Annotated in this window: 22 protein-coding genes; 5 read left to right on the top strand and 17 right to left on the bottom strand. The window is 39.8% G+C overall.

The window, feature by feature from the left end; genetic code table 11:
* Window positions 1-15: 15 nt before the first annotated feature.
* The 4 genes from NOS7524_RS09960 to acs all read right to left on the bottom strand — a co-directional run bounded on the left by NOS7524_RS09960 (window position 16) and on the right by acs (window position 3912).
* Entirely contained in the window at window positions 16-720 is a 705-nt protein-coding gene (locus NOS7524_RS09960) for a tetratricopeptide repeat protein (protein WP_015138351.1), read from the bottom strand.
* A gap of 107 nt (window positions 721-827) precedes the next feature.
* On the bottom strand, window positions 828-1310 hold the full coding sequence (locus NOS7524_RS09955; protein WP_015138350.1) for a DUF4365 domain-containing protein: 483 nt from the start codon (window positions 1308-1310) through the stop codon (window positions 828-830).
* 4 nt (window positions 1311-1314) lie between these two features.
* The gene (locus tag NOS7524_RS09950; RefSeq protein WP_015138349.1) at window positions 1315-1800 is read right to left on the bottom strand and encodes a DUF4365 domain-containing protein; all 486 of its coding nucleotides are present in this window, start codon (window positions 1798-1800) and stop codon (window positions 1315-1317) included.
* 141 nt (window positions 1801-1941) lie between these two features.
* Entirely contained in the window at window positions 1942-3912 is a 1971-nt protein-coding gene (acs, locus tag NOS7524_RS09945; protein ID WP_015138348.1) for an acetate--CoA ligase, read from the bottom strand.
* 478 nt (window positions 3913-4390) lie between these two features.
* On the opposite strand from acs, the gene NOS7524_RS09940 reads away from it, so the two are divergent.
* Window positions 4391-5083, top strand: coding sequence for a hypothetical protein (locus NOS7524_RS09940; protein WP_015138347.1), 693 nt, complete (start codon window positions 4391-4393; stop codon window positions 5081-5083).
* Window positions 5084-5145: 62 nt separating this feature from the next.
* The gene (locus NOS7524_RS09935; protein WP_015138346.1) at window positions 5146-5562 is read left to right on the top strand and encodes a hypothetical protein; all 417 of its coding nucleotides are present in this window, start codon (window positions 5146-5148) and stop codon (window positions 5560-5562) included.
* A gap of 33 nt (window positions 5563-5595) precedes the next feature.
* Here the strand turns inward: NOS7524_RS09935 and NOS7524_RS09930 are convergent, their stop codons facing one another.
* A complete protein-coding gene (locus NOS7524_RS09930) occupies window positions 5596-6033 on the bottom strand; it encodes a hypothetical protein (RefSeq protein ID WP_015138345.1) in 438 nt (145 codons plus the stop codon).
* A gap of 204 nt (window positions 6034-6237) precedes the next feature.
* Complete coding sequence (locus tag NOS7524_RS09925; protein ID WP_015138344.1) at window positions 6238-10812, bottom strand: PAS domain-containing protein; 4575 nt, start codon at window positions 10810-10812, stop codon at window positions 6238-6240.
* Between the two features lie 299 nt (window positions 10813-11111).
* On the opposite strand from NOS7524_RS09925, the gene NOS7524_RS09920 reads away from it, so the two are divergent.
* The gene (locus NOS7524_RS09920) at window positions 11112-11669 is read left to right on the top strand and encodes an alpha/beta hydrolase (RefSeq protein ID WP_015138343.1); all 558 of its coding nucleotides are present in this window, start codon (window positions 11112-11114) and stop codon (window positions 11667-11669) included.
* A gap of 94 nt (window positions 11670-11763) precedes the next feature.
* On the opposite strand, the gene NOS7524_RS09915 is transcribed toward NOS7524_RS09920, so the two are convergent.
* The 9 genes from NOS7524_RS09915 to NOS7524_RS09875 all read right to left on the bottom strand — a co-directional run bounded on the left by NOS7524_RS09915 (window position 11764) and on the right by NOS7524_RS09875 (window position 17571).
* Window positions 11764-12582: an EndoU domain-containing protein gene (locus NOS7524_RS09915; RefSeq protein ID WP_015138342.1), complete on the bottom strand. Its 819-nt coding sequence runs from the start codon at window positions 12580-12582 to the stop codon at window positions 11764-11766.
* A 102-nt stretch (window positions 12583-12684) separates the two neighbouring features.
* The gene (gene ilvC, locus NOS7524_RS09910; protein ID WP_015138341.1) at window positions 12685-13680 is read right to left on the bottom strand and encodes a ketol-acid reductoisomerase; all 996 of its coding nucleotides are present in this window, start codon (window positions 13678-13680) and stop codon (window positions 12685-12687) included.
* A 346-nt stretch (window positions 13681-14026) separates the two neighbouring features.
* Window positions 14027-14620, bottom strand: coding sequence for a Uma2 family endonuclease (locus NOS7524_RS09905; protein WP_015138340.1), 594 nt, complete (start codon window positions 14618-14620; stop codon window positions 14027-14029).
* A 257-nt stretch (window positions 14621-14877) separates the two neighbouring features.
* Window positions 14878-15105 carry a ribbon-helix-helix domain-containing protein gene (locus tag NOS7524_RS09900; protein ID WP_015138339.1) on the bottom strand — a complete coding sequence of 76 codons (228 nt, stop codon included), beginning with the start codon at window positions 15103-15105 and terminating at the stop codon, window positions 14878-14880.
* Window positions 15106-15198: 93 nt separating this feature from the next.
* Window positions 15199-15540 carry a hypothetical protein gene (locus NOS7524_RS09895; RefSeq protein ID WP_015138338.1) on the bottom strand — a complete coding sequence of 114 codons (342 nt, stop codon included), beginning with the start codon at window positions 15538-15540 and terminating at the stop codon, window positions 15199-15201.
* A 159-nt stretch (window positions 15541-15699) separates the two neighbouring features.
* Window positions 15700-16116, bottom strand: coding sequence for a PIN domain-containing protein (locus NOS7524_RS09890; RefSeq protein ID WP_015138337.1), 417 nt, complete (start codon window positions 16114-16116; stop codon window positions 15700-15702).
* Window positions 16113-16418, bottom strand: a complete 306-nt coding sequence (locus tag NOS7524_RS09885; protein ID WP_015138336.1) for a CopG family transcriptional regulator — start codon at window positions 16416-16418, stop codon at window positions 16113-16115. Before NOS7524_RS09885 ends, NOS7524_RS09890 begins: the two co-directional genes overlap by 4 nt.
* 53 nt (window positions 16419-16471) lie before the next feature.
* Window positions 16472-17023, bottom strand: coding sequence for a hypothetical protein (locus NOS7524_RS09880; RefSeq protein ID WP_015138335.1), 552 nt, complete (start codon window positions 17021-17023; stop codon window positions 16472-16474).
* Window positions 17020-17571, bottom strand: a complete 552-nt coding sequence (locus NOS7524_RS09875) for a restriction endonuclease (RefSeq protein WP_015138334.1) — start codon at window positions 17569-17571, stop codon at window positions 17020-17022. Before NOS7524_RS09875 ends, NOS7524_RS09880 begins: the two co-directional genes overlap by 4 nt.
* A 351-nt stretch (window positions 17572-17922) precedes the next feature.
* On the opposite strand from NOS7524_RS09875, the gene NOS7524_RS09870 reads away from it, so the two are divergent.
* Entirely contained in the window at window positions 17923-18357 is a 435-nt protein-coding gene (locus tag NOS7524_RS09870; RefSeq protein WP_041555265.1) for a hypothetical protein, read from the top strand.
* A gap of 228 nt (window positions 18358-18585) precedes the next feature.
* On the opposite strand, the gene NOS7524_RS09865 is transcribed toward NOS7524_RS09870, so the two are convergent.
* Window positions 18586-18891, bottom strand: a complete 306-nt coding sequence (locus tag NOS7524_RS09865) for a hypothetical protein (RefSeq protein ID WP_015138331.1) — start codon at window positions 18889-18891, stop codon at window positions 18586-18588.
* A gap of 140 nt (window positions 18892-19031) precedes the next feature.
* Window positions 19032-21245 carry a phosphoketolase family protein gene (locus tag NOS7524_RS09860; RefSeq protein WP_015138330.1) on the bottom strand — a complete coding sequence of 738 codons (2214 nt, stop codon included), beginning with the start codon at window positions 21243-21245 and terminating at the stop codon, window positions 19032-19034.
* A gap of 566 nt (window positions 21246-21811) precedes the next feature.
* Between NOS7524_RS09860 and NOS7524_RS09855 the strand changes: the two genes are divergently transcribed.
* Window positions 21812-23077, top strand: coding sequence for an IS701 family transposase (locus NOS7524_RS09855; RefSeq protein ID WP_015116159.1), 1266 nt, complete (start codon window positions 21812-21814; stop codon window positions 23075-23077).
* Window positions 23078-23102 lie beyond the last annotated feature (25 nt).

Genomic DNA, 23102 nt, shown 5'->3' with positions numbered 1-23102 from the left:
GACGCACCCTACTAACTAAGAAATGTTAGGGTTATCTAATGTTTTTATCTGTTGTAAAATTTGTTCAACTTGGTAAACTTTCTCGTTTCTCTTTTGTGATTTGAAGATATTTAAAGCTTTTTCTAAAGAAGCTCTAGCTTCATCTTTTCTATTTACTTGCCATAATGCTTGACCAAAATTAATCAACGCATCGCCATAATTGGGATTAATTTGCAGAGCTTTTTCATATACCTCAATGGCATCTTGCCAGCGAGTTTGACTAGCATAAACTACACCAATCCCATTATAAGCTAAGGCATATTGAGAGTTAAGACGGATTGCTTCTTGGTAGGAGCTAATTGCTACTTCCGGTTGTTGGCGACGAAAAAATACATTACCTAACTGAAAGTGTCCAAAAGCGTCTCTGGGATATTTTTTAATTAACTGGCATAAACTTTCTGCTGCGCTTTTGAAGTCGCGCCGATTGTATAACTCATTTGCTTGTTGAATCAGTTGCGATCGCTCTTGGGATGAATCGGTAAATTGTGCCAGTTTTTGGACTTGTTTCTGTTGCGATTGTTGCTGTCGATTATTTAAAACTTCTTCACAGGCTAACTTGTGTGCTGGTTGTTCCTGTGCTTGTGCAGTGATGGGGAATACCCCAATTACAGCGATGATACTCAACGATAAATAGCTCAGAGGTTGAACAAACAATGATGTTACTTGCCTGTTTTGTTGCACCGCCCAATCCCTCAATCATGCTCTGATCCCCATCATACAACGAGTTTGGTAGTATACGCACAAATAAACCTACATCAAAAGATGAGTGATTTTGGTAATTGCCTGAATCAAGACATTAATTTATGCTTATTGTCATACCAATAATTGACACTGGCAACAATATTAGCTATTTCTTGATCATTAAGTTTTTTGAATTTATTATCTATATTTAAACGCAAATTATCATGATTTTCTGCTTGAAAAATAGGTTCTAAAACCCATTTGTAGTATCCTTGGTCATTGTCTAAAGTAAAGAAAAATAAGCAAACTGGAAATGGTAAATCAATGAGAGATCTGATCTTAAGATAACTATGATTTTTAAGGCTCCATGTCTCATCATGTGCAATTAATTCAGAGTTAGAAACTGTTGCTTTTACTTCTACGCCAAAAAGCCTACCACTATTAATACCATCTTTGGTAATTGTTACTAAAAAATCTAATCCTTGCCCTGCTGTTTGCTTAGAGGCTTTTAAATCATCTCGACGAGTTAAGTAAACTATTGCAAGAGATTCGGCTCGTTGACCAATATACCAAGGTGTTTTAGTTTTCATGATATTATCTCCAGTCTTGATCAGTAAATCTTGAGGCTAACAGAGTGCTATCATATCTACTCCAGAAATCATTAACTTCTTGCCATAAAATTTCTCTATTCTGCTTATTAATTGGAAACTCTGTGGAGAGGCTTGATAGAGAAGCAATAATTTCGCCATTTGCAGAAACTATGTAACCTTTCTCTTGAACTTCATCAATCCCTACTATATAAGTGGGTGCAGGATACAACGCTAAACCAATTACGCTTTCTTTTTTGACTTTAACCTTGAGGCGATTAAGTTTTTTGGTATAGCCTGCTCTTGTTGTTTTCACTTGTACGAAGAAGTAAGGAACAGATTGACTACATCCTACCAACTCTACAATAAAATCAACATACTGCCATTTATCTCCTAAAAACTGCGGTTTAAAAATAGGGCCAGCATGAGAGTGAAACTCTGTCATTAATACTGTGAAGATTGCTTCCCCTCTTTGTCCTAGTGCATCCCTCATGTATATACCTATTTTAATTTTGCTAGCACAATAAAGGGTAGGCTTTTCTGCCCACCCCACATCATTAAACAGTGCTATATTTTACTTTGTGACTAACAGATTCCACATTTGAGAAATTTTGTACTGTAAATCTGGAATGATTTAAGCTCCTTCCCGTAACTTATCTAAGACACTTCTATCTTCTAAAGTGGAAGTATCACCAGAAACCTCTTGTCCGGCGGCGAGATTTCGCAGTAATCGCCGCATGATTTTACCCGATCGCGTTTTGGGTAGTGCGTCAGTAAAGCGAATTTCACCGGGACGGGCGATCGCACCAATTTCTGCAACTACGTGTTTTTTCAGTTCTTTGCTCAAATCGTCACTCGGTTGATAAGTGCCTTCTAAAGTCACAAATGCTACCACGTCCTCGCCTTTGAGTTCATCAGGCTTACCGACTACCGCCGCCTCTGCTACTGCTGGGTGAGAAACTAAGGCTGATTCAATTTCCATCGTGCCGAGGCGATGTCCTGAAACATTCAGTACATCATCTACGCGCCCCATGACCCAGAAATAGCCGTCTTCATCTTTTCTCGCACCATCCCCAGCAAAGTAAGTATACTTGCCATCTTTGGGGGGTATGTGTTCCCAGTAGGTGCGGCGGAAGCGTTCCGGATCACCGTAGACAGTCCGCATCATTCCCGGCCAGGGGTGGCGTACTGCTAAGTAACCGCCTTCGTTATTACCGACAGAGTTACCATCTAAATCCACCACATCGGCCAGAATCCCAGGGAAGGGGAGAGTTGCTGAACCTGGTTTGGTGGGAATTGCCCCTGGTAAGGGTGTAATCATGATCCCGCCGGTTTCCGTTTGCCACCAAGTATCAACGATGGGACAGCGTTCACCACCAATCACTTTGTAATACCACATCCAAGCTTCGGGGTTAATCGGTTCGCCGACGGTTCCCAGTAAGCGCAGGGAAGACATATTGCGGGCTTTGGGATGGTGTTCACCCATTTTGATAAATGCCCGAATTGCTGTTGGTGCGGTGTAGAAAATTGTAACACCGTATTTTTCGATGACATCCCAAAAACAACCGGGATTGGAAGCACGGGGCGCACCTTCATACATTAATGTAGTTGCGCCATTGGAAAGGGGACCGTAAACAATATAACTATGTCCAGTAATCCAACCGACATCAGCAGTACACCAATAAACATCTGTGTCTTGCAAGTCGAAAATCCATTTGGTGGTCATGTGGGTGTATAAGTTGTAACCGCCAGTGCTATGGACAACGCCCTTGGGTTTCCCTGTACTGCCAGAAGTATAGAGAATGAACAGCATATCTTCACTGTCCATCGGCTCGGCGGGACAGTTAGCCGATACGCCTTTTTGTAAATCATGCCACCAATGGTCACGTCCTGGTTCCATGTGGGTTTTCTGCCCAGTTCGTTGTACTACAAGTACATCTTTAACACTAGGGACAAGACCATCAGCGATCGCTTTATCTACTTGTTCCTTGAGAGGTACAATGGCATCTTTGCGCCAACCTCCATCAGCTGTAATCACTAATTTTGCTTCGGCATCATTTAAGCGGTCGCGCAGTGCTTCCGCACTAAAACCACCAAAGACAACGCTGTGGGGTGCGCCAATTCTGGCACAGGCTAACATGGCGATCGCCGCTTCGGGAATCATGGGCATATAAATACCGACGCGATCGCCTTTTTTTACTCCCAATTGCTTGAGGACATTGGCAAATTGACACACTTCCCGATGCAGTTGGGCATAGGTGAGAGTCCGAGAATCCCCTGGTTCCCCTTCCCAAATCAATGCGGCTTTATTTTTGCGCCAAGTAGTCAGATGTCTGTCAAGACAGTTGTAAGAAATGTTAATCTTACCGCCAACAAACCACTTCACAAAAGGTGGTTGCCAATCTAGCACTGTGTCCCATTTTTGGAACCAATGCAACTGAGTTTCTGCTAATTGCGCCCAAAATTGCTGCGGATCAGCTTTGGCTTGATCGTAGAGATGGTGGTAATCTTCTAGGCTTTTAATATGGGCTTGCTGTGAGAATTCTCCTGGGGGATGGAATAAACGCTTCTCTTGTAGGATAGATTCTATGGTTGACTCAGACATAACTTTCGTGTGTAAAGATGTTGTGACTGAAAACTATTCTGTACCCAAAGTTACCCACCAGTGCTTTGATTTTCGTTAAGTAGGCTAGAAGAGGAAACAATGGATAAGTTATGGGACTTGGTAACAGGTGACAGGTGACAGGTGACAGGTGACAGGTGACAGGTGACAGATGACAGGTGACAGTGAAGAGAGAAAGAGAATGTTTCTTGCATTTATAGCGGATGGCTTACCGCATATCAATTCATGGCGATTTTGGCTATACTGAGCTTTAGAGGGTATGATAAATCCTTAGAGGTTCTGAATCTACCGTTGTTAATCCCAGGTAAAATCTCTGATATCAATGCTGAAAATTACCCAATGCTCATGTATTCATGAAATATAAAATCATAATTAACTTTTTACTTGATGAAAGATATTCAGCACTGAGATATTGATATTTTTGATCAAAAGCTCTAGTTATTAGGAAGTAGGCGATCGCTTGCAAGCACAAGATATTAAGGAAAAATTAAAATTACTCATCGAGCAAGCCGCCTCGATAGATCCTAATTTAGCCAAAAAATTAGATGAGATTAATCGTTGGGTAAAAAATATCAAGCCTGGTTCGCTGACTGCCAAACCATTTGTCCTGGCGTTTCTGTTGGAGGTAATTACTGATTCTACAATTTGGCTGATGATTAAATCACTACCATCGATAGAAGCGCAAACAGCCAAGTTTGCCCAAATGACCCCTAACGAAAGATACTGGTACGGTGATCTTTTCCCTAGGTGGATTAACGCCAGTGATTCCAAGTTTTATATTTGGAAACAAAAATTAATGGCAGGTGAGTTTAATCAAGGAGATGATGATATCATTAAAGCTATAGCGCAGAATATTGCCAGTCGAGATGGAAGTTTTTGGCAGCGTTATATTGCAGATCTTTCTATGGCAACAGATTTAATTGTAAGTAATCATCACGGGCAACCACTCTGCATTCAATTGACCAGTGTTAGTGAAGAACTCAATAACCAAAAGTACCAAGCATGGGAAAATACGCTACGTTCTTGGGATATAGAAAGAGGATTATTCTTAAGTTACAATCCCCAAGGTGATAATTTTATTAACCAGTTAGTAACCATAGCACTTTATAACAGTGATTATCTGGCTGGGGGCAAGTATTTGAAATTCTCTTAATGATCTAAAAATTTGCATTTTTGTCTTGACTTACATAATTTATTTGCCCATCACGGCTTGATATGGCTAACAACAAACCAACCAATAGCTACAACAATCAGATGGAAACATTTACTGAAGCTTTAGCAACAGCCAGACAAATGCAGCAAGACTGGTTGAGGTATGGTGTAAATTTCATCCATGTTTATATAGAAGATGTGGATAGCGACTGGCTAGAAACTTGGGGACATGATGAACTCTTCTGTAATGTGGTATTAGACAAGATTAAAGAGTTTTTAGTCAGTGATGATGCTGTCGCCATCAGGTTACGCCAATATTTAGGCGATCGCTCACTTTTTGATGTAGCAGTAAACTTAGAAGAAATGTGGAGAATTACTCCCGCACAAGACAGGTTAACTGCTGTAAAAAATCTGTTAGGCAAGACTGAAAGCTCAGATTTAGCAGATAGATTGTTAGAGAAATTAACAGATATTCTGTAACAATCTTAAGAGATAAATCTGAGCAATCAAAAACTAGCGAATCGGCACAGCTTGTAATTGTTGTACATGGTTTTTAAATATATACCATGTTTGATTTTGCTGATTACAAGCCAGTGTTTTATCAAACGTGACAGTATAGTAATCTCTGAGTTTTTCTACCCGATTACCTTCACGGTACTCTGTAGTGCTGTTGCGATTATCATTAATAGACGCAATAAAAAACTTGTCGCCTGATCTGACAGGACACTTTTTACTATTTTCTGTAATTGCACTAGATTGGCGAAACCAGTTGTCTTGAAGCTTGAAAGTTGTACCTCCCGTAGCAGTGACTCTGAGAATTCTGAAGGAAGGTACATTATTAGTCTGCTGTGAATAAACTGGCTGGGAAATCACTGTACCCACAGCACCACACAAAACACCTAAACACAAGATTAACTTTTTGGGATAGGGTTTATTCTGATTAATGACCATTGAGAATGACCTAAGTATTAAGTATGATTCATCTTTCCAATGGCATGATTTTACACTAATCTTGCTTCTCCGCAAATCAACTATGGCACAGTGGTAAGTGCTAAGAGGTTGTGTGAGAAGTGATTGGCTGTGATTTTAGAGACTTATTGATCCCCCCTACCCCCCTTAAAAAGGGGGGAAATGGAATAAACTTAACTTTTATACCTAATTTTTGGGAAAATGAATTTTAAATTCTGTTCCTGGGAGAGTTTTAATCTCAAGGGTTCCCTTAAGTTGTTGAACTAAACCACGCACCAGAGTTATACCTAATGTTTTAGCTTTTTTAGTATCAAAGTTTTCAGGTAGCCCTACACCATTATCTAGGACAATCAGTGTCAAATAACTCTGATTTTGTTGATGTAATCTAACGGTAATTTCACCTGTGAGATTATTAGGGAAAGCGTATTTTAAAGCATTGGACACTAATTCATTAATAATTAAGCCGCAAGGAATAGCTGTTTCAATATCTAAACTGACATCATCAACTTGAATATTTAGTCGAATATAGCTAGAGCTAACGTTATAAGAGTCAAATAAATGAGTTGTTAAGTCAGGAATATATTGGGCAAAATCTATATTAGCTAAATCGTCAGAGCGGTAAAGTTTTTCATGTACTAGAGCAATTGAGGCAATGCGGTTTTGACTATCTCGCAGGATAGCAGTTGCTTGGAGGTCTTGTGTCCGTCGGCACTGCATTTGTAATAAACTGCTGACAATGCCTAAGTTGTTCTTGACTCGATGGTGAATTTCTTGGAGTAGTACCTCTTTTTCTTTCAATGAGGCTGTGATTTTCTCTTGTGTTTGTTTTTTCTCAGTGATATCTTGCTGCACAGCAACTAATACTGTTCCATACTCAGGATGCTCAAAGACAGATGTGGTTGCTTGACACCAGAAGGGAGTCCCATCTTTTTTGATATTTTGGACTTCATAGGTTGCTTCACCATATTGCATGACAGCAGCTGCGATTTCTTCGGACAGCTTCGCTAACGCCTCATGAACTTCCTCAGCCGTGGTATGTTCATCTTCATAGTCAATAATTGAAATATGCTCACCAATTAATTCTCCAGCGTCATAACCAAATATCTGCTCAAATTTTGGGTTGGTGTAGACAATCACACCATCATTTTCTCGGATTAAACAAAGTCCTTCTGCCATGTTGCGAGTTATGACGGCTTGTAACTCTAGCATTTTTTGAGCGCGTTTTTGTTCAGTGATATTTATGCTACTACCAACTATGCGGTAAATATTTTGATTTTCATCTTTTAAAGGAGTGATGCTAGTGATCCACCAGGTATCTTGGTCTTTCAGATACAAATTTTCCTCATAAGTAATAGTTTGCCCCGCCTTCAGACAATTCTGATAATGCTGGCGTACAGTTGCAGCTTCCGCAGGTGGGAGAACCTGCTCAGGGATTTTACCGTTTAATTCCCTAGAGAGTAAACCTGTAAGCCTTTCATGGGCGGGGTTTAAACCGGCAAAATGAAAATCACCATCCACAACATCTACAACAAAAATCGGATTACCAACACCTTCATAAATGCTGCTTAAAAAATGCTCTTTTTCTTGAAGTGCTTGTTCTGCTTGCTGGCGTTCACGTAAAGCGGCTTGTCGTTCAGTAATATCTCGTCCTTCAGGAATCAACAAAACTACCTTCCCTGTCTCATCATGAAGTGGGCGCAAGGAAAAATCAATTGTTGCGACTTGGTTATTTGCTCCTAAAATATCCACCTCATAACGGATAAACTCACCTTGAGCCGCAAGGGTAATTGCTTGTCTTAATTCCTCTTGAGTTTGAGGTGAAATTGTCCACCAGTATGTTTCCCAAAATGGACGATTGATGGCATCTTCAGATTTGATACCTGCGAAATCCAGCGCAGTCTGGTTTGCTTCTAGCAAAACTCCCTCAACTGTCAGTAGTCCGGTTAATTGAAATGTATTATTGAAAATTGCCCGAAATCGTCGCTCACTCTCTCGTAAAGCTGCTTCTGCTTGTTGTAGCTCAAGCAATGCCACTTGCTGTTCAGTAATGTCTTGGGCAGTTCCGTAAAGGCGAATTATTTGTCCTTGTGCATTAAATTCTACCTGTCCAATTGCTTCAACATACATCAGAGAGCCATCAGCTTTGAATGCACGCAAAATCAATTTATAAGCTTCCCCAGTGGAAATGGCCCTTTCTACAGCTTGGTGCAGTTTTTGCCTATCCTCTGGGTGGTACAGTTGTAAATTGCCTTCATAACTTGGTTCTAGCAAGGCTGGATCTCGCTGGAAGAGGTCAAAAAGTCCCTTTGACCAGCTAATTTTGCAGGTAGCTAAGTCATACTCCCAATTACCCAGTCGAGCAACTTGCTGAGATTCTGCTAATCTGGCTTCACTTTGGCGGAGAGTTTCTTCAGTACGCTTGATATCAGTTATGTCAACAATTAGCCCATCCCAAACTACACGATTATCTAGTAATTGCCGGGGTGTGGAACGAAAGTGCAGCCATTTTAGTACACCACTAGGGGTGCGGATACGCATCTGAACATCAAATATAGATAGATGACGCATGGATTCATCAACGGCTTGCTGAAAGCCTGGAACATCCTCTGGAATAAACTGGCTATGGAGGAAACTTATATCTCGGAGTGCATCTTCTACCTTAATTTCTTTGATGCGTTCAATTCCAGCACTGATGTAAGTGAGGCGATCGCTCCCATCTAGTTCTCGAATTACCTGATATACTGCCCCATTAGGCAGGTTATCACCAATACTCCGCAACATGGTTTCTCGCTCATGCAAAGCGAGTTCTGCTAGTTTACGTTGGGTAATATCTGTGACGCGGACTAAATGAATCTCCTCACCAACAACGTAAATTTGTTTAACAGCTAGGTTTCCCCAAAAAGAATTACCTTGTTTGGTGATGTATTCAACTTCTCGACTCCAAAAACCTTGATGATGTAGTTCTTCAATGACACTAGCTACTTCTTCATCAGTAAACCGTCGTTTTTGGAGATTTTGACCATCAGTACCAATCAATTCAGCTTTGCTGGAGGCAGCAAATAATTCCACTGCCCGTTGATTACAATCCATAATCAGCAGTGTGTGGGGATTTACCAGAAACAAAGCATCGGCTGATCCGCTATAAATAGCTGCTAGTAAGTCGCGATTCTGAAGAATTTCTAATTCAGCCAGTTTGCTATCAGTAATGTCTTGGGTTGTACCTAAGACTTGACTAGGACGATTATTCTCATCTCTAGCAAATACTACCTCCCGCGATCGCAACCACCGCCAAGCACCATCCTTGTGTTTCATGCGGCACTCAGTGGTTAGAACTTCGCCATCGGCGGCTTTTTTCCAGTAGTTCAGGTTGCGCTCAAGTAGAGGTAAATCATCGGGATGCAAAACATCAACAAAAAATTGTGCGCCTCGTTCCTGAATTTCTTCGGGGGTATAACCCAATATCTCAACAGATTGGCGATTAAGAAAAACATTACTACCAATTATCGGGTTAAAAATGTATAAAAGCTGGGCGGAATGATTAATAACTTGCTCAATAAAGTGTTTACTCTCCCGCAGTTCTGCCTCAATTTGTTGCAGTTCCCACAGTGCAGCTTTTTGTTCGGTAATGTCCCCCAAGGAACCAACTAATCTGATGGGATTTCCTGCCTCATCCCACACAGCTTTAGCCCGTGAGCGAAACCACCTGTAGCTGCCATCTTTGCGCCGGAGACGATACTCTGAGCTATACAATGGCACTTGCCGATGTAGATAAGCTGCTTGCTCTGCCATGACTCGCTCATAATCATCGGGATGGAGGCGAATACTCCACTCATCATCAAAACTACTGAGTTCGTGGCGTTCATATCCCAACATTTCAAACCAACGGTCTGAGCGAAAGGTATAATTAGTAGCTACATCCCAATCCCAAATGGCTTCATCTGTGCCTGCGATCGCTAATTGCCATCTTTCTTCACTATGTCGCAATGCGGCTTCTGTTTGTTTGCGTTCACTAATATCAATATTAGTTGCTGTCACCATCCAGCAGTTTGCCTCTGCGTCGTAACGGGAACTATGAGTAGCACCAATCCAACGCAGAGAACCATCTTTGTGATGAAATCTATACTCAAAATTGAACGTGTTCCCGGCAAAGATATCTGCAAACCCAGACATAATCACCGTTTCTAAATCTTGGGGATGTACTCTTGACAACCACAGATGCTTATTGCTGAGAAATTCCTGTGATGTATAGCCAAAGAGGGTTTCACAGCCAGGAGATTGGTAGTCATATTCCCAATCGGAATTGGGAAATACGCGAAAACTGACAATGGAAGTGGCGATCGCGCTATTGAGAATATCATTTAATCTAGTTTCTGTGTGTGAGAGTAACTGAGCCATCTGTGCTGTTTTGGCAGCCTCTAGAGTGATTACACCTAGCACCCCTGTACCACTGTCAACTATAGGTAAATGACGAATTGGATGTTGCTGGAAAAGTGCTAAGACTGTGTTGATATCCTGGGCTTCTGTTTCACTCACAGTGATCACAGGTTGACTCATGAGTTCTCCAATAGTCATGTCTGCAAAGTTAATTTGGTGAGCGATCGCCCGTACAATATCTGTTTGTGTAACAATACCGACTAATTCTTGAGTATTCAGCACCAACACACAACTACTTTGGGCTTGATACATCTGGGCGATCGCTTCTACCATTGGCGTATGATGTGCTACTTTCACCAATGGTTGTTGATAGTTTTGCTCCAACATATGCAGACTAGGAGTAACATTTTCAGTATTCTTGAACTATATGCTGTAACTGTTAAACATTTCCAGAAGTTAATGATGCGTTACCTGAAATCCTGGTAGAGACGCAGCACTTTTATGTCTGTCCATGATTCTTGGTTGATGCCGGGAAACGCGTCTGACTTTTCACTGGATCTGGAAAATCCCTCTTTATAAATTTAAAAAACCTGATTTTTTTTAGATAACCTAGTAGATATATCGCCCTTGAATAAAATTCGGATTTTACGCTTGTGTCCGCTTTTACTACTAGGAAATTCAACAAGATGCAGTTTTTTCCAATTCTTCAACGACTCTACAAATATCCATTCAAGCAACTAATATCTCAAACAGCAGCTTTAGGTATGGGAATTAGTGTTTTCCTGCTAAATACTAATGCTTATGCTGCGGAACAAGTAATTTTAAAGTATGGCAATTTTCAAGCTCCTATCTCTGTAGAAGAGTTGAATAAATTTGCCGTTACTGGTGAAATTACGCCGACACTAGAAGCCTATTTCCAAGCATCTCAACAAGATCCAGTTTTAGCTCGTCAAGCACTCACAGAGGGCATCAAAGCTAACCCTGCTCTTTTAAATAATTTGCTGTCTGGTTGGACAGGGCAGATTTTAGTTTCCCAAATTGGCGAGGTAATTCGTCCTACTGCAAAACCACTAGACAAGGAAGGACTCCGAAGTGCTGTCACCGCATCTATTAGCCAAGATGGTAAAGTTACACTCATAGGAGCTATTCGTAATTATCCAGAGGATACTGTTGAACTTGAAGGTGAACGAATTATCCCTGTTTATCAAAGGCTCAACAACTTAGCAAGAATATTAATAATTTAGCGTTAACAGTGAAGGGTGGGCATTGGGCATGGGATTTTCCCCCTGCTCCACCCTTCGCTTGTCCTGCTGCTTCTTCCTAGTCCCTGATCTCATCTCAATTTCTACATTTTGCCCCTTGAGGAGTAGCATCAGGGTAGAAAGTAATAATAGCCTGGTCTTTCCTCACAAAAACTGTCGGAAAAGTCCTGTCTGTGTCCTGATCTTGGACATTGTAAATACACGCACCTTCGGTATTTTTTTGTTTTTTAAATGCTTGGGTAGCATCTAATAGCATTTCTTCAGCATTGCTGATGTAACTGTAACCTTTAATGACATCTGTTACTGTCTGATTGCCTTGTTTTATAACTACACCCATTGTATAAATTACACCTGGAACAACTTCTTCTCGTCGCTGATTGTTGGGTAATCTACCACCAATGCCTTGATTTTGGAGTTGTAAATATCTGCCATAAAAATGCAACCCCCCAATATCATTAGCGTTATAAATCTCGCCACAGAAAATATGTTCAAATCCGCGACGCTTAAACCAAATATTCGTTAAATCTTCCAAAAATTGAGCCTTGTTTTTGCGTCCTGAGATTAGTTCACCACCACTAACTTTTTGCAGTTTTTGCAATACTTCTGGATAAGCAGCCATTAACTGTTTAAATTTATTAGGGCTGACTCTTGTACCGATAGGGCCGCACGTTGCAAGTACAGCTTGGTCGAAAGAATTCAACTTAGGTAGTGGTGGTGTAATATCTACTTGTTGTCCTCTAGGGAAACCTACACGCACAGGGTTATCTACATTATCAAAGAATGGTAATAATTTCTGTTCTGGCTGGGCTGCAACTGGATTTTGCCAACACAATGGAGCAGTTAGGAGGACAAAAGCTAAGGTTTTAGCTAGCTGCTGCAATCTCAGGTTTGACATAGATGTAAATTTAGTATTTGATGACAATTTAACACCAAAAAACAAAGACACAAAGCAGTTTTCAGCCGCTTTGTGCCTTTATATGCGATTTAAAAGAATTTTTTAAACTTTCTTCAACCAGCTAAACATTGCCCGTAAATCTTTACCAACTTCTTCAATGGGGTGTTCTGCTTCTTGACGACGCATAGCAGTGAATCCTGGTTTACCGGCTTGATTTTCCAGCACAAATTCCCGTGCAAATTGTCCAGATTGAATCTCGCTGAGAATCTTCTTCATTTCCGCCTTGGTTTGGGCGTTGACAATCCGGGGTCCACGGGTATAATCGCCGTATTCAGCAGTATTAGAAATGCTATCGCGCATTGTGGCTAAACCACCTTCGACAACCAAGTCCACAATTAGCTTCACTTCGTGCAGACATTCAAAATAAGCTAATTCTGGCTGATAACCGGCTTCTACTAAAGTTTCAAAGCCAGCTTTGATTAAGGCACTCAAACCACCGCATAATACTGCTTGTTCACCAAACAAATCGGTTTCGGTTTCTTCACGGAAAGTAGTTTCCAGAATCCCGGCGCGAGTTCCACCGATACCTCTAGCGTATGCCATCGCGCGATCGCGTGCCTTACCAGTGGCATCTTGATATACTGCAAACAAAGCTGGTACGCCTTGTCCTTGTTCGTAAGTGCGTCTTACTAAATGGCCAGGGCCTTTGGGTGCAACCATTACCACATCTACATTTGCAGGTGGTACAACTTGTCCAAAGTGAATGTTAAAACCGTGAGCAAAAGCTAACACATCACCAGCTTTGAGATTTGGCTCAATCTCGTTTTTATAAACTGTTTTTTGGACTTCATCAGGTAACAAAATCATAATGAAGTCAGCAGCACTAGCAGCATCTGCTACACTTTTGACTGTTAACCCAGCTGCTTGGGCTTTTTCTGCCGACTTACTACCCGGATATAGCCCTACAATTACATTTAAACCACTATCTTTTAAATTTAGGGCGTGGGCATGACCTTGGGAGCCATAGCCGATAATTGCAATGGTTTTTCCAGCTAAAAGGTCTAAATTTGCATCTTCGTCATAGTACATCCGGGCCATATCAAGCATCTCCTGTCAGCAAGCTTTGTCATTTATTGGCAGGTTTTTGATTGTACCTTAAATCGTGCTACCACGGATTAACTATTAAATATCGAGTTGATCCGTTGGGGTGGATGGATCAAAACTCAGGAGTTATATAGTTTAATGATATGGGCTAGGCTTTCTCGACCAGTCACCCAACACCGAAACACCTTAGTATTTTTGGGGTTGACGCTGTAGTCTATGGGAATTAAGCCATAACCCAACCTAAAATTTATTTTTCTCTTGCCAGAGTGATAGGAAACGGCTCAGTTGGCTTCCCGCTTCTAAGTTATGATCTTTTTGGTGTTGGCAAACCAAACTACAGCTATTTTTTAATTCCTTGCAGGAAGTATTTTCTAGCATCAATAATTGAAGGCATTAAAACACAATTTGCTAATAAATTTGTATCTAAATCTGGGAATAATTCACTTTGATTAATTTGCTCATAGTTATCGTTTTTCAAGCAATATAGAGATAATTGATTATTTTCCCAAAACCAAACTTCAGTAATATTAAATCGTTTGTATTTATCTAGTTTGTCAATACTGCCACTGGTGATATTAACTTCAATTGCTAAATCTGGATTGTCTTTTTTTTCCCCTATGTAATAAGATTCGTCTGGTTCAAAGGATGCACTTTTTTCTTTGGCGCGACGCGTAGCACTACCTACTGGGATAAAGTTTATACCTTTTTCAAAAAAGTATAATGCTAATAATATCCCAATCACGCTTTTAATCATTTCGTGTTGTTCACCTAGCGTCATAAATTCAATGCACCCATCAAAATAAGTTATCCGCAACCCTGCTGCATCTGCGGTTAAGTTTTCTATAGTCTCGAATTCTTCCCAAGTGTAATAACCAGGTAGGAGAAATCGCTGTTCTGGAGTTGAGGTATTTTTATCTAAGGCTTGGAGAGTCATAGTTAAATGATGGTTATGACTTTATTTTGATTATAGGGCTTGCGGTGGGTTATCGATGTTTGATTTTTAAACGCAGAGGGGCGCGGAGGTTGACGCGGAGGGGCGCAGAGGGTTTATGAAAGATATTGGTGAGGATGGTATAGTTTTGATGGCGATCGCGTTTTATGTAGAGTAGGCGATCGCCACTATTTTTTAACTATAAAATTAGCAATTATCTTGCGTATTATGATGAGAATTAATTTTCTAGACGTTTAAACTTAGATATCTTCGCAGAATGTTTTGTACCTGTCGTAATAATTCTGCCATTCGCTTTTCCAACCTAATTCTAATTCATCAACCAAAGCGCAGGCTGTCGCTAGTGCTTCATCTTGTTGTTTTTCTTGCCATTGTCTCAAGAGACTTTCAATCAGCGCACTACGATTTTCAACTTTTTGGTCAATGTAAGTTAGTAATTCATCTGGCAATGAAATTGAGATTTTAGCCATATCTTACTCAAAGTCATACTATTGGTAGTATAGCCTAGAAATACTACGGCTATCATAAAAATTATCAATCTTAGAATGCTGGTATCTGAATTGTTACAGAACTACTTGATCAATTTTCTCTATTTCCTGATTTTTCTGCTGTTGATTAAATTCTTCAAACAAAGTAAAAAATCTATCCACTGCACTTTTTTCATCTGCTGAATGAAAAAGAATAATACTTGACCATAACTGACCTGTTTCTACATTAAATCTGTGTCTTATCCATTGTAGAAAATTTTGGAATTGTATTTCTTCTTCTGTTAAGTTAATACCAATCTCTCGACGTGCAAAGTAGTAGCCGTCTAAAAAGGCTTGCAGGCTAAAAATAGAATTTTTACCTAAATACATCGCAGGTCTTTTTTTGATTTTTTGCAGTAAATTGTAGAAATCATTCATACTTAACTCACTAATTCTCTAGGTTAAAAGTAACTTTCTGTGATTTGAAACTCTAAACCTGCATCTAGAATAGGTGAATAGAGATTCTGTATCCAGTCTAATCGCGTGATTCCTTGATGGTGGATGTGATAAAAAACATTGAAAAATAGCCTCTAATGGTTACTCAGAAAATATTTCTAAAAATTCTTCTGGTAACATTACTGGCAATGGTGAAAGTATAAAATCACTCTTATTTCTTGTAATAATTATTTCTAAATTTGCATTTATCGCTGCTGCAACTGTTACGGCATCTTCAAAATCTTTAATAGAACTTCGCAATGCTTGGTGAATAACTGTGTCTGTAACACTAGCAATTTGAATGTGTAGCAATAAATTTTCTATTAGCTTACGTGCTACTTCATTCCCAATTTGCCTACGTAAAATATAGAAAATATTAGTAACGCCATGTCCTGAGACAAAACCTTGCACTTGTTTTGTCATTACTGTATTCAATGCTTGTGCAGAAGCGACAACAAAAGGTTGACGCTGTGCTAAAATATCAAGTAATACATCAGTGTCAAACAATACGCGCTTCAACTATATTTCTCCTCTAGGTAATTTACATAACTTTCCTCTGGATTTTCTGAGTCTAGACGAATTACACCTATAAGGTTTTGTGTCCAGGGGTTAAGTTCAGATAAAGCTTCTAGGGTTGGCGGAGAAAAAGTAGAAGTCAGCGTTTCTTCTTTTGCTGTCACTATACTTTGCATTAATGTGATAGCTTGACGGAGAACATCGCTTTTAGTAGTACCTATTGTATTGGCTAGTTCTTCGAGGGTTTGATTTAGTTCGGGTGTTAATTCTAAGGTTAGTTGAACTTTTCCATGTGTATCTGTCATTGTTCTAATGTAGGTTGCTAAATATCTAATCGCGTAATTCCTTCTACAGATGCTCAATTAATTGCAACAGAGGATGGAATCAGTGATGCAATAAAAGTTATTATTGATTCTATTAATGGATGTTTCTGTAATACTTCTATCTCTTGCTCTGTGATGTTGTCAAATATTTTGGCATTTATTTGTTCACCTTTTCCAAATACTGTCTCCAAAAACTCTCTAGGTTTACTTTGAGCCAATTGCCATTCTAAATCATTAAATTGCCGTTGTGCTATTTTTTCGATTAATGATTTATCTTGCAAAAATATAATTTCTATTTCGGGAACTGCAAAAAAGATTTGATAAGGAATCCCAGGTGATGCTTGATTTAGTGCATAGTTAATTAAATCATGTCTTTCCCATATTTGAGATTCGTTATCTGTATCTGCATTTAAGATAAGAGCAACAGGTGTGTTGCGAGTCGCAAGCAATGAACTAGCTAAAGAACGCGCACCATAAGAGCTTTCACCCGCTATAAATTGAATCTCTTGAGTCAGATTTTTTGGCAGTAATTTTTGCAAAATTTCTTTATCTTTATTACCTACTGTAATTATGTATACCAATGTCATAGAAAAAGCTCCGTTTTAATGTCGTAATTAGGGATACATTTTTGAACACAAACACGGTATTTTTTGACTAGAAATCTACATATACATTGATTTGTGAGTGAGTATTCAATTTCTTCTCCTCGCCACAATAGAATAGCTTGGGGTGCAACAAATCCAGTTAAAGTCACTGCTGCTTCTGTAAAGCCACTACGGCTAAACACGCTACCAAGAGCTGTTGCTGGTCTTCTTAGTAGTTGATTTCGTAGCTTTGCTATGGGTTCAATATTAACTTCTTTAGCTGTGTCCTTGCATTCTACTAAGCAGGCTAGACCGTCTGTATATACTACCCCGTCAATTTGTTCTACTATTGTATCTTGAATTTTTACGGTATAAGGCCAAGCGACTTCCGCGCCATCAAGTTGGAATGCACGTAAAACTAAATATTCTAATGCTTTACCTTCATCCCAAAAGGTTGAGGTACTTTTTGTTTTAATTTCTGACCATAATATCCTTAAGTCATCCCAGCCATAAGTGATAATTCTTGCTTGATAATCTGCATCTGTGGTCATGCTTGTATTTTCGATGTAGTCATATGTTAAATATTTAAATTAATATTACATGATTGCAAATTTTAGAATTGATGCTAAGGCTAACATAGCACTCCCTGTAGGTTGGGTAGAACGAAGTGAAACCCAACAAATTATCTCAATCTTCACAACAAAAATCTATATGCTGGAAATTAAGGTGATTTAGTGTTGGGTTACGGCGCAAATATCAATTGGTTTTGCATATTAGTTACGGCTTTGGTGGGTTACGCTGTCGCTAACCCATACTACACAATAAATTACGCAATTTCACTGGGTTGAAATTATGATTAATGTGTTACTTTTATTTTGTAAATTTCGTATATCTAATTAATTATGAATATAATGCTAAAACTAACTTTTAAATTAGGCAAGTATCTAAGTTTTATCTTAATATTAATTTTTTTAAACAGTTGTTCTAGTAAAGATTCAGTATTTAATACTGAACTCAATCAATTGTTGAACAGTAGTAAAAGTAATGATATAAATGCAAGACAAAAGAAAATTTTTGATGAATTGTACGGTTGGGAAAAGGCAAAAAAGCAAGGCATGGAATATTGCCAAATGCTAAATAAGGGTATAAGCAAAGATGAAATACGAAGTCATAATATAGCAACTGGACTAGAGTTAATATCTCAAGGAAAACTTACACCTGAAGAATCGGCAGATATAGATATTATAAACATTTCTATAGAGTTGGCAGCACAAAAATCATATTGTCCCGATCATAGAGATGTTGGACAAATTCCTCTAAAAGATCGCTTAAAGTAAATGGAAAAATAAATCTAGGCTTTTGAAGCCTTTGATTTTAATAGTTGATTTTGTCAACACCTACACTTAAACACACTAAATATTTACGAATTATAAATTAGATATAATTAACCGCAGATGATGCAGACCAAGGCGGTTGATACCAAATTTTAGTCTAGATAGTCCACTATGCAATGACTAAAGTAATTTTTAATGTGTATTAAGAAAAGGGATTGAGTTTAGTATTGTTCAAAAATTCGCTTTATATTCTACTAATGCCTTTAGAAAAGCGTTATATGTTACATTAGTTGGACAATTGATAAATTGACTGAATAAGTCAGTTAGCTTATCTCCGCCTTTCGACCCAGGAATGAGTTTGAATGTTGGATTTCCCATAATTGATATTGTAGCTTCATGTTTCATGTTTTCTTGAATTATATCGGGAGGATTGGCTTGATATTTCGCCATTGTATCTTCTATAGCTCTATAGTATTCTTCAGAAGGTTCTATTTTATACAATAAAAGGTATTGTTCTATACTTGAAAAATAGTTCATAGTTTTTTGTCATTTGATTAATTACGTTTATTGAATCTCATGTTCATTTAAATATCTAACCGCAAATACACGTAAAAACGCTAATTTATCTGCGTTCATCTGCGTGCATCTGCGGTTAATTTTTATTGTTAAAACACAGCTTAATGCACCAACTCAATAGCCCGCTTCGTCAACGCCTCAGCAGTCAAACCATTAAACGCCATCAACTCACCAGCACTAGCTGTAGTCTCCCCACGCTTCCAGGCAAAAGTATCGCGCTTGCTGTTACTCCGCAACATGATGGGTTCTAACATCGAAGCCACACCACCAGTTACACCAATTAACGCATCACCATCAAATAATTCAGCGAATTTCGCATCATCAATGAAATTGCCATCAGCTTCAGAACAGGTATCCCAAGCAACATCATGAGGACGATATAAACGACGGGGATTAATTACAGAAACTATCTTCACTCCGATACCTTCTGTTTCTAAGAAAGCGGCGGCTTCAAATACGGGAATTAATGTCATGTCGCCAATGACAGCAAACACAACTTGCTTTCCACCAGGAATTTCATGCAACACTACTGCACCTTCCTCTAAACCTTGGCGGGTTTGTTCTAAGGTGGTGCGAATGGGTAAGGGTGATTTACTGGCGGTGATGACAATTCCTTTATTCTTAGTTGTCAACGCCCAGTCATAACAAACTTGGATACTGTTAGCATCGGGGGGGAATACAGGAAATACATTACCGTTCCGCATCATGGAAGCAAAGTAAGCTTCAATTTCTGGACGTTGGTGTGTCCAGCCGTTGCGTCCTTGTTCTAATGCGCCTGCTGTGAATAAGGTAATAGTTGAGGGAGTTTGACGGCGTAATTCTGCCATTGCTTGGGTGACGGTTTGCCAAATGGGTAAACCGTTGATGGCAAAAGATTCGTAGGAACACCACAGGGTTCTTGCACCCATCAAGGATAAACCAGCCGCTAAACCTGCACAAGCATCTTCACTTAAGGGTTCGTAAACTTGCCCGTTGGGTGCTTGGTTATATAATTCGTCGGTGGTGGGGTGGATAATCTTTAAAGCTTGGTTGATGTTACCTATACCTGATGCTTCGTTACCGTCGGCGTTGGTGACGAGGAAATTTTGGTCTTTCTGTCCGACTACACCGACTAGTCGTCCCATTGCGGTGGTTGAAACTTTGGGTTCGCCGCCTACTGCATATTCTTCTAAAGGTAATGTACCTAAATCTGGCAATGGTAACTCAAATTCTGTCACCACCGTTTTAGCGGCGGGGCCACCTCCGGCGCGTTCGGCGTTGGTTCTGACGATTTGCCAAGCTTCTGGGGGTAATGCACGGGTTTGGAGTGCGCTGACAATGTGGGGCGCGTCTAAGGTATCTTTCGGATAGAGGTTGTGAGATTTCGCACCTCTGGCGTGAACGCCTGCGCCTTTGAGTTGTTTGATAATAAAGACTGTGAGTTTTCCACTGAGGGCGGAACGGGCGGCTTTATCCATTGCTACGAGTACGGCTTTGGTAAAGGCAAGGCGTTGCTCGAAGGAAAAGGCGGTACTATCTACATAGTCTCCTGGTTGGTTTTGGTCGTCAAATTCTTTGGCATCGACTAAGATGACTTCCTCAAAACCGTTACCTTGCCAATAAGCTGTCATCTGGGCGTTGGTTTTCAGGGAAACCATGCTGTGATGTTCTTGGCTGTAACCGTTCCATACCAACACGGGTAAGAAGTTGGTGACGCTGGGATAGGCGGTGTTAAAGTGCGCCATTGAACTCATGATGTAGGGTTCACCTAGTCCACCGTCGCCCAGGGTGAAGGGGAAAAGTTTGTCTCGGTGGAGGAGTGCAGCCGCCATTGCAAAGTGCTGTCCTTGTCCCAAAGGCCCGGCGGGGGCGAGAATACCGGGGATGTAACCGGAAAGGTGTCCCAAAAGTCCATGCTTTTCGCGGAAGCGATCGCGCAATTGTTGTACTGTAAATATGCCCATGTCCTCTAATGAACGGTCAAGGAACATAGCACTATAAAAACCGGGTGCGTGATGTCCGACTTCTGTAATAATATTTTTATACCCCAGCATGACCAAAGCTGCGTAAGCTTCCGCTTGGCTAGCAAACCCGCCTGGGTGTCCAGATGCCTTACTGCCAGTGATTTGTAGAGTTAAGTAGCGCAAAGCATCAGCAGCCAGCAAAGTTTGATACACAGCTTGAGGGTCTTGAGGATCTGCGATCGCTACTTGTCCTGATGCTATTGCAGGAGTCGCACCATAAGTTTCAAAACTTGGTAGCACTTCCCCAAAATATTGAATCCCTTCGCAAAAATGTGGAAGTGCCGAAGATGCCTTTGGTGTGATTGCAGTCATGCTGAGTACCTTGTAATAATGACGAGTAAATATAGATGCTCGTTGAATTTAACAAAAATTTTACATCTTTAGGGATGTTAACAATTATCAGTGTTTTGTGATGCTAAAGATAAGTAGTTCAAATGGTAGGGAATTGGGGGTGTGGGGGTGTGGGGGTGTGGGGGAAACAAAAAGGACAAGGGAGACAAGGAAGTTTTACCTCAATGCCCCATGCGCCATGCACATCTAATATGATGTCTGGGAAATCACCCGTAATAAAGTTATCGGTGCATAAATGGGTGCGGTTGTAATGCCAAAAGTCATAAAAATTGAGCCACATCTGAGTTTGGAAGAGTTAGAGACAGGCTACCGCCAAGCGAAAGAACCAGTATTGCGGACGCATTACCAAAGCTGACTGTAGCTCTCCCTGTAGGAGTTGTACCGACAATTTTTATCCCGTCTTTTGTCCAGATAAAATGGTCAGACTATACATAAAATCCGAATCTTTCTAACGGGACTTAAACAAAAATTAAGCCCAAAAAGAGTATAATGCTTAACTAACATAGCTTTCACGTTAGAAAAAGCTCATGAAAGAAACCACTCCCACAGCGATGCCCCCGTGCTTTGAAAGATGGTGTCAAAGATTTGATGATGTGTTTACTCATAAAGCTCAAAAAAGAGAGTTTAGACACTATATAGGGGGATTACTGGGGGAAAGTGAGAGAAAAAACCTGTTTCAAATGGCGGATAATGCTGTAGGTGTAACTTACCACCGATTACATCACTTTTTGACCGAAGCACCTTGGTCTAGTGGGCAGGTGAATGAGCGTCGATTGGAAATCATGAATAAGTGCAGTCAAACGAGAATTAGTAGAGGTTTTAGCTTAATAATTGATGATTCTGGTCATAGAAAAAGTGGTAATTTTACTGCTGGTGTGGGGAGACAGTATATTGGAGAAATTGGCAAAACAGATAATGGAATCGTAGTAGTAACAACGCATTTATATGATGGCAGAAAAAGCTTACCGTTAGATATAGAGTTATATCAACACGCTGATTCTTTAGCTCAAGGAAAACAAGATCCTCTATTTGAGAAAAAACCAGAACTAGCAATCAAGTTAATAGATCAAGCCCTAAACAGAAAATATCAACCTGGGATAGTAATTGTAGATGCTGGATATGGCAACAATACATCATTTTTATTAGAGTTGGAAAAACGGCAATTAAAATATTTAGGAGGATTAGCTAAAAATCGAAAAGTAACAGTTAATCAAACAGATAATATTCAACAAACAATTCGGTTAGATGAATTAGCCCAGAGCTTACCCAAAGAGGCTTTCACAGAAATTCAAACAGATTTGGATAAACCCAAAACATTATGGGTAGTAACTTGTGAAGTGGAAATATCAAGTTTAACTGGAAAGCGAAATATTGCTATCGTCATGAATGCTTCTACTTTCTCAGCAGCCACCGATATTGACTACTTCATCACTAATATATCTTCATCAATTGTTACACCACAATGGATAGTTGATACATATTCTCAAAGGAATTGGGTAGAAGTTTTTTACAGGGAAGCTAAAGGATGGTTAGGACTTAAAGAATATCAAGTTCGTGATAAAAGGAGTTTACTGCGCCATTTTATTTTGGTTTTCTGTGCCTATACTTTTATTCTTTGGCATCAGTTAACTGGAGGATTAAGACGACGGTGGGCAAACAAACCTTTAAATACTTTTACTGAAGCTTTAGAAGCTTTCAGAACAGCCATGTCTTTTCGATTTATTGATTGGTTGAACTTAAATCGTGACGTGTTTGCTGCTTACAAAGCTAGTTTGGGTTACATTTGGGCTTGATTTTTGTCTAAGTCCCGCTAATTAC

Origin of the sequence: Nostoc sp. PCC 7524 (assembly GCF_000316645.1) — a bacterium.
GTDB lineage: Bacteria > Cyanobacteriota > Cyanobacteriia > Cyanobacteriales > Nostocaceae > Trichormus.
Note: the sequence above shows the minus strand (reverse complement) of the source record. Positions and strands in the feature narration are given on the sequence as shown.

Coding starts and splice junctions, on each gene's coding strand:
- NOS7524_RS09955 (WP_015138350.1), bottom strand. CDS start 1,310: ATGAAAACTAAAACACCTTGGTATATTGGTCAACGAGCCGAATCTCTT.
- NOS7524_RS09950 (WP_015138349.1), bottom strand. CDS start 1,800: ATGAGGGATGCACTAGGACAAAGAGGGGAAGCAATCTTCACAGTATTA.
- acs (WP_015138348.1), bottom strand. CDS start 3,912: ATGTCTGAGTCAACCATAGAATCTATCCTACAAGAGAAGCGTTTATTC.
- NOS7524_RS09935 (WP_015138346.1), top strand. CDS start 5,146: ATGGCTAACAACAAACCAACCAATAGCTACAACAATCAGATGGAAACA.
- NOS7524_RS09930 (WP_015138345.1), bottom strand. CDS start 6,033: ATGGTCATTAATCAGAATAAACCCTATCCCAAAAAGTTAATCTTGTGT.
- NOS7524_RS09925 (WP_015138344.1), bottom strand. CDS start 10,812: ATGTTGGAGCAAAACTATCAACAACCATTGGTGAAAGTAGCACATCAT.
- NOS7524_RS09920 (WP_015138343.1), top strand. CDS start 11,112: ATGCAGTTTTTTCCAATTCTTCAACGACTCTACAAATATCCATTCAAG.
- NOS7524_RS09915 (WP_015138342.1), bottom strand. CDS start 12,582: ATGTCAAACCTGAGATTGCAGCAGCTAGCTAAAACCTTAGCTTTTGTC.
- ilvC (WP_015138341.1), bottom strand. CDS start 13,680: ATGGCCCGGATGTACTATGACGAAGATGCAAATTTAGACCTTTTAGCT.
- NOS7524_RS09905 (WP_015138340.1), bottom strand. CDS start 14,620: ATGACTCTCCAAGCCTTAGATAAAAATACCTCAACTCCAGAACAGCGA.
- NOS7524_RS09900 (WP_015138339.1), bottom strand. CDS start 15,105: ATGGCTAAAATCTCAATTTCATTGCCAGATGAATTACTAACTTACATT.
- NOS7524_RS09895 (WP_015138338.1), bottom strand. CDS start 15,540: ATGAATGATTTCTACAATTTACTGCAAAAAATCAAAAAAAGACCTGCG.
- NOS7524_RS09885 (WP_015138336.1), bottom strand. CDS start 16,418: ATGACAGATACACATGGAAAAGTTCAACTAACCTTAGAATTAACACCC.
- NOS7524_RS09880 (WP_015138335.1), bottom strand. CDS start 17,023: ATGACATTGGTATACATAATTACAGTAGGTAATAAAGATAAAGAAATT.
- NOS7524_RS09875 (WP_015138334.1), bottom strand. CDS start 17,571: ATGACCACAGATGCAGATTATCAAGCAAGAATTATCACTTATGGCTGG.
- NOS7524_RS09870 (WP_041555265.1), top strand. CDS start 17,923: ATGAATATAATGCTAAAACTAACTTTTAAATTAGGCAAGTATCTAAGT.
- NOS7524_RS09865 (WP_015138331.1), bottom strand. CDS start 18,891: ATGAACTATTTTTCAAGTATAGAACAATACCTTTTATTGTATAAAATA.
- NOS7524_RS09860 (WP_015138330.1), bottom strand. CDS start 21,245: ATGACTGCAATCACACCAAAGGCATCTTCGGCACTTCCACATTTTTGC.
- NOS7524_RS09855 (WP_015116159.1), top strand. CDS start 21,812: ATGAAAGAAACCACTCCCACAGCGATGCCCCCGTGCTTTGAAAGATGG.